The organism is Armatimonadota bacterium (assembly GCA_020354555.1).
Lineage (GTDB): Bacteria > Armatimonadota > Hebobacteria.
The window spans coordinates 2,766,322-2,773,264 of the sequence record CP070648.1 but is presented as its reverse complement, the minus strand read 5'-3'; the positions used below and the strand labels follow the sequence as shown (position 1 = coordinate 2,773,264).

Genomic DNA, 6,943 nt, shown 5'->3' with positions numbered 1-6,943 from the left:
GCGGCACGAGCACCTTCGACGGCCTGTCCATCGCCTGGGCCGTCGCCGAGCACATCCATAATCACGCCGGTCTCGGCGCGAAGACCCTCTTCGCCACTCATTACCACCACTTGAACGATCTCGAGGAATCCCTTCCCCGCGCGAAAAACTACCGGATCGCCGTCAAGGAGGAGGGGGACCGCGTTATCTTCCTGCGCAAGATCGTTCCCGGCGGCACCGATCGCAGCTACGGAATCCAGGTCGCCCGCCTCGCCGGACTGCCGCAGGAAGTCGTCGAGCGCGCCAAGCAGGTGCTGTGGAGCCTCGAACAGTCCAATTCCGTCGGCATGCTCCCGCGCCGCACCGCGCCGGTCAAGCCGCCGCCTGCGCCCACCGCGCAGCTCACCCTGTTCGAGGCCCTGCCCAACCCGCTCGTGGATGAGCTGAAAGCCCTGGACATCGAATCGCTGAGCCCGCTCGACGCCCTGAACAAGCTCGCCGAGCTCCAGGCGCGCGCCCGCGCGCAGGAGAAGCAGGACAAGAAAGACTGAACCGCGGCTCGTCCCTGTCGAGTACGTGCGGACCTAGGGGCGGCCCTCCGTGGCTGCCCGTCTCACACCCGGAGGTTTGCATGAGCAAGAAGCCGAACGCATCCCGCGCGCCCTCTCCTGAGGACGCGGATCCGCCGCGCGCCTCGGACCCCGCGCGCCCATTTCGCGTTGCTGTCGTCGGCACCGGCCACTGGGCCGCCGACGTTCACATACCCGGCCTCATTTCCGCAGGGGCCTCGGTCATCGCCGTTTGCGGCCGCCGCGACGAACCCCGCCGCAAGGTCGCCGAACGCTACGACATCCCCCAGCAGTTCGCCGACTGGCAGGAGATGCTCGACACCTCCGGGGCCGACGGCGTGTCCGTCTGCACGCCCAACGACCTCCACACGCCGATCTCCGTCGCCGCCGCGAGGAAAGGCCTCCACATCGCCTGCGAGAAGCCTCTCGCCACCAACGTCCCCGACGCCCGCGCGGCCTGGGACGCCGCCCGCAATGTCGTCACCCTGGTCGGCTTCAGCCACCGCTTCGTCCCCTCCGCGCAGTTGCTCAAGGAGATGATTGAGGCCGGCGACCTTGGCGAGATCTATCACGTCTTCGCGCACATGCTCCAGGGATGGCTGGTGGATGCCAACACCCCGGCGGGGTGGCGCCTCAATCGCGCCCAGGCCGGCGGCGGCACCCTCGGCGACCTCGGGTCGCACCTGCTCGATCTGGTGGTCTGGTACGCCGGCGACATCGCGCGCATTTCCGGCCACCTCAGGACGTTCGTCACCGAGCGCCCCGCTCCCGACGGCGGCACCGCGAAGGTGGACGTTGACGATGCCGCCAGCGCCCTCGCCGAGTTCGCTGCCGGCGCGACCGGCGTGTTCACGGTCAGCCGTTACGTGTGCGGCACGACCTCGACGTTCGGCACCCAGGGTGTCACCGTCGCGGGCAGCAAAGGCACCGTGATGTATGACCCCGGGCGCGTCAACGCGCTGCTTCTGGCCGAACGGGGCCAGGCCTATCGGCAAGTCGAGGTGCCGGAGCGCCTGCGGATGCCGTCGGAAGACCTGCGCGCCCACTTGCCCTCGGCGATGATGAGCCGTTTCGTCGGCGGCGCGCAGGCCGGCACTCGCGTACGCCCCGATTTCGAGGACGGCCTCCGCTGCCAGATCCTCATGGACGCGTGGGAACGGTCGCACCGAGACGGGACGTGGATCGAAGTCCCACCGATGCCGGAGATCGGAGCACGATGACGCCGGCGCCGACTGCCTCGACGCCTGCCGGCTCGCCCGCTGTCACGGCTTCATCACCGACGAGCAGGCTAACGCCGTGTCGGAATGACTGAATCACCGACGGTACGTGGAGGACAAAATGGTTCGCAATGTTCTCGCAGCTATGGTTCTTATGTTGACCGCGCTCGGCCTCTGCGGTCTCGCCGGCGCCTGGGAGTTCCCCGACGTGCCGCCGGACAACTCGCGCCAGGCGCTCACCCCCCAGTGGGCCTTCGAGGTCTGGATGTGGGAGGACGACGTCAACACCGCCGACGCCGTGTACGACCTCGTCAACGGCTGCGCCGAGCACGACCTGCCCCTGCGCGCGGTCCTCATTGACAGCCCCTGGGCGACGGCGTACAACAACTTCACCTGGGATGAGCAGCGCTACCCCAATCCGCAGAAGATGATTGACGACCTGCACGCCCAGGGCGTCAAGGTCATTCTGTGGATGACCTGCATGATCAACCTCCCCGACCAGCAGGCCGACGCCCGCGGCAGCGATGAAGATCTCTACGCCATCGCCAAGGAGAAAGGCTACCTCGCCAACGACGGCAAGACCAAGGAATGGTGGAAGGGCGAAGGTGGATTCATAGATTACACCAATCTCGAAGCACTCGAATGGTGGCACGGGCTCATGGATCGCGCGCTGCTCATGGGCATTGACGGCTGGAAGGTGGACGGCAGCGGCGAGCTGTTCCCCATGAGCGGCGGCTTCGGCAAGGCCGGTCCGATTACCCTCATGCAGTACGTGGACATGTATTACCGCGACTGCTACAACCATCTCATGCGGCGCAACCCAGAAGGCGTGACGATGGTGCGCTCATGCGATACCGGCGAGGTCGGCTACACCGGCCGCCTCGCCCCCAGGGATGCCGCGCCCGTTACCTGGTTCGGCGACCAGCGCCACACCTGGGACGAGAAAGGCATCCTCGAGGCCATCAACGACCAGTTCTGCGCCATGGACAAGGGCTACTCCGTCATGGGCACCGACATCGGCGGCTACCAGAGCGCCCCGGACGGCATGCCGCGCAACCTCTTCATCCGCTGGATCCAGTGGAGCACGTTCCTGCCCTTCTTCCTCAACGGCGGCCACGACGAGCACCGCCCGTGGAAGTACGACCCGGAGTTCCTCGACCTCTACCGGCGCTTCGCGTGGGCGCACCAGGAACTCGCGCCCTACTTCTACTCCCAGGTGCGCGAGGTGCGCGAAGGCCGCGGGCCGTTCATGCAGGCCGCGCCGGGGAAGTATCAGTACACCCTCGGCGACCAGTTCCTCGTCGCCATTATGTACGAGGATGCGACTACCCGCCGCGTCGTCTTCCCCGAGGGCGACTGGATCGACTACTTCGATAACTCGAAGGTCTATCACGGACCGACCGAGGCGGACGTCGAGGTGCCGCTCGACCGTTACCCGGCGTTCATCCGCAGCGGCTCGATCATCCCGCTCAACGTCGTCAACGCCTACTCCGGCCGCGGCGACGAATCATCAACCGGTTGTGTCACGCTTGACATCTACCCCGACCCGGCGCGCGAGGCATCGTTCGCGCTGTGGGACGAGACGGCCGGCAGGACCGACCTGCGCTGCGCGATCACGGACGGCGCTACCGAGGTGGCAATCACCGGCGCGGCTCCGCGCGAGTACATTCTGCGGATTCTCCAACCAGGGCAGCCGAAAGACGTGCGTCTCACAGCTGCGGGCGAGACTACCGCGCTGAAGCGGCTTGGCGCGTCACAGTGGTCCGCCGGCGCCGTGGGCTGGCGCTACGACGCGGCCGATCAGAGACTATGGGTCCGTATGCGGGCCGCCGGAGACGCGGAGATCGCCATCGCCCCCGCGCGGTAGCGCCGCAGGCTCTGTGGGCGGGCGTCGGATTGTGGGCGGCCGCCATCGGCGCCGCGGCAGCGATAAACATAAGGAGTGTCGAGCCATGCGTCTCTCAATCGTCACCCTCGGCGTGCTAACGTCCCTTGTTCTCGCGTTAGGTCCCCCCGCTCTTGCGTGGGAACACCCCGACGTCCCGCCCGACACCTCGCGCCAGGCGCTCACGCCGCAGTGGGCCTTCGGCGTCTGGATGTGGGAGGACGACCGCAACACCCAGGCTTCGATCTACGACATCGTCACCGGCTGCGCCGAATACGAGCTGCCCCTGAGCGCCGTCATCGTGGACAGCCCGTGGGAGACCGCCTACAACAACTTCGAATGGGACCGCGTCCGCTACCCGAATCCGCAGCGGATGATTGACGATCTCCACAAGCGCGGCGTCCGCGTCATCATGTGGATGACGCCGCTCATCAACGTCCCCGGCAAGCAGGCCGACGCCCGCGGCAGCGACTTCGACCTTTACGCCTACGCTAAGGATAAGAACTATCTCGCCAACGGCGGCAAGACCATCAAGTGGTGGAAAGGCGAGGGCGGATTCGTGGACTACACGAACCCCGAAGCAGTCGCGTGGTGGCACGGCCTGATGGATCGCGTCCTGCTCATGGGCACGGACGGCTGGAAAGTGGATGGCGCCGCCGAGCGCTTCCCGTGGTACGGCGGCTACGGCAAGGGCGGACCGATTCGGGTCATGGAGTACGTGGACATGTACTACCGCGACACCTACAACCACCTGCTCAGCCGCAATCCGGCCGGCGCGACCATGGTGCGCTCGGTTGACATCGGCGAGAGCGGGTTCACCGGCCGCCACGCCCCGCTCGACGCCGCTCCCGTCACCTGGTTCGGAGATCAGGAACACGTCTGGGGCAAGAACGGCCTGATGGACGCGATCAAAGACCAATTTCTCGCGATGGAGAAGGGCTACTCCGTCATGGGCACCGACATCGCGGGATACGACCGCGCCCACGACGCCGTCATCCCCCGCACCCTCTACGTCCGGTGGATGCAATGGAGCGCGTTCCTGCCCTTCTTCCTCAACGGCGGACACGACGAGCACCGCCCGTGGATGTACGACCGCGACTTCCTCAGGATCTACCGCCGGTTCGCCTGGACCCATCAGGAACTCATGCCCTACTTCTACTCGCGAGTCCGCGAGGTTCACCAGGGCCGCGGGCCGTTCATGAAAGCAGCGCCGGGCACGTGGCAGTACATGCTCGGCGATGAGTTCCTCGTCGCCGCCGTCTATGAGGACACGACGACGCGACGCGTCACATTTCCCGAGGGCGACTGGATTGACTACTTTGACAACTCGCGGGTCCATCATGGCCCAAGCGAGGCGGACGTTGATGTGCCTCTCAACCGCTACCCCGTCTTCATCCGCAGCGGCTCCATCATCCCGCTCGACGTCGCCAATCGCCACGCCGGCCACGGCGACAACGCATCCCGCGGAGCGACCACCCTCGATATCTACCCCGACCCGGAACGAGACGCCGCCTTTCCTCTTTGGGAAGAGAAGACAGGCGCGAAGACCGATGTAACGTGCACCGTCGCGGATGACCGAACCAGAGTCGCCATCAGCGGCGGAGCGCCGCGTGTGTTTGTGCTGCGCCTTCTCATGCACCAGGCGCCCCGCGCCGTGAATCTCGGCACCGCCGACGGCGCCGCGCCTCTTGAGGAACTGAATCGCAGACGCTGGGCGGCGAGAAACCAGGGCTGGCGCTACGACGCCGCCGACAGACGCCTCTGGGTGCGCCTGCGCGCAGAGGGGAAAACCGTCGTCGAAATAGAATCTGAGACGTAGGCCGGGCGTGTTTATCCCAAGCGTTTACCCCGAGCTGCGTCGAGGGGAGATCGAAGGGCTTGCGCCCGTTGCTTGCAGCTACAGGAGGTTACACACATGCGTCGTTTCACGGTACTACTCATCGCCGCGCTGGTCGTGGCGACCTGCGCCGCCGCGCACGCCGACGTCATCGCCACGCACGGCGAGGGCTGGCTCGAAAGCCAGCAGGGATTGCTCATCCTGCACATCGAGGGCACGCCCGCGGAGATGGGCGAGCAGCACGGCGCGTTGCTCAAGGAACACGTGCTCGCCAACCTCGAATCCGTCAAGGCCGAGGCCATGGCGATGGGCAGGGAAATGGGCATGGCCGACCCGATGCCCATGGTGGATATGCTGTGGACGCAGCTCGCCGCCAACATGACGCCCGACCACCTGCAGGAAATCGAAGGGCTCGCTAGGGGCGCCGAAGTTGACGTGAAAGAGCTGCACCGCATGTACACCGTCGTCGAGGCCGGCGAGATCATGCGCACCTGCTCCGGCTTCTGCGCGTGGGGCAAGGCCACCGCCGACGGAAAGATGTACCAGAGCCGCAACCTCGACTACACCATGGACGGCGGGCTCCAGGATCACTGCATGCTGCTCGTCGCAAAGCCGCAGGGCAAGTTCGCGTTCGTCGCGCCGTCCTACGCCGGCCTCGTCGGCACCGTCAGCGGCATGAATGAGAAGGGCATCGCCGTCAGCGAGATCGGCGCCGGCGCTTCCCAAGCCGAGCAGAACTTCAACGGCACGCCGATGCCCTTCCTCCTGCGCCAGGTGCTCGAGACCTGCGACACCGCCGACAAGGCCGCCGCCCTCTTCGAGAACGCCAAGCGCACCGCCGGCTACAACTTCGTCTTCGGAGATCCCGGCAACAACACCGCGCGCGCCTGCGAGACCAGCTCCAAGTACTTCGCGGTGTACGCGGATAACGAGCCCAGGGAAAAGGCCATCGACGGCAACCTCGCCGTCGAGGACGCCGTCTTCCGCGCCGAGGGCATCTGCGACCAGAAGCGCATAGACGAGACCGGCCACCACACCGTCGCCACCTGCGGCCGCTACCAGGTCATGGGCAATGGGATCAAGGACAATTACGGTAAGATTGACGCCGCCACCGCGATCAAGATCGCCCAGGCCGCGGCGATGAACGAGAACCTGCACAGCGTCATCTACTGCAACACCGACCGCGAGCTGTGGGTCGCCAACGCCATCGGGCAGACCCGCGCATCCGAGACGCCGTACAAGCACTTCCGCATGGCAGACTTGCTCGCCGCGCAGCCGCAATAGCTCGTCTTTGCACGGAGTCCTGGCGGCAGATTCGTGGGGGCACGGCAAGCTGTGCCCCTACCCGCCCTCTGACACCCGGAGGTTCGCATGAAAGCCGCACTTCTCACGGCAGGATTGATGTTCCTGTGCACCGGCGGCGTCGGCGCCCAGGTCGCACCGGGCCTCGCGGCCG

At 66.2% G+C, this 6,943-nt stretch carries 5 protein-coding genes; all 5 read left to right on the top strand.

Translation table 11 applies throughout. The features are described 5' to 3' along the window. The coding region (locus tag JSV65_11385) for a DNA mismatch repair protein MutS (protein UCH33180.1) at positions 1–530 on the top strand (530 nt) is incomplete at its 5' end. 80 nt (positions 531–610) lie between these two features. Next, positions 611–1,768, top strand: a complete 1,158-nt coding sequence (locus JSV65_11380) for a Gfo/Idh/MocA family oxidoreductase (GenBank protein UCH33179.1) — start codon at positions 611–613, stop codon at positions 1,766–1,768. Between the two features lie 118 nt (positions 1,769–1,886). Next, positions 1,887–3,632: a hypothetical protein gene (locus JSV65_11375; GenBank protein UCH33178.1), complete on the top strand. Its 1,746-nt coding sequence runs from the start codon at positions 1,887–1,889 to the stop codon at positions 3,630–3,632. An 85-nt stretch (positions 3,633–3,717) separates the two neighbouring features. Next, positions 3,718–5,469 carry a glycoside hydrolase family 31 protein gene (locus JSV65_11370; GenBank protein ID UCH33177.1) on the top strand — a complete coding sequence of 584 codons (1,752 nt, stop codon included), beginning with the start codon at positions 3,718–3,720 and terminating at the stop codon, positions 5,467–5,469. A 96-nt stretch (positions 5,470–5,565) separates the two neighbouring features. After that, positions 5,566–6,771: a hypothetical protein gene (locus JSV65_11365; GenBank protein ID UCH33176.1), complete on the top strand. Its 1,206-nt coding sequence runs from the start codon at positions 5,566–5,568 to the stop codon at positions 6,769–6,771. The last annotated feature ends 172 nt before the right edge of the window (positions 6,772–6,943 follow it).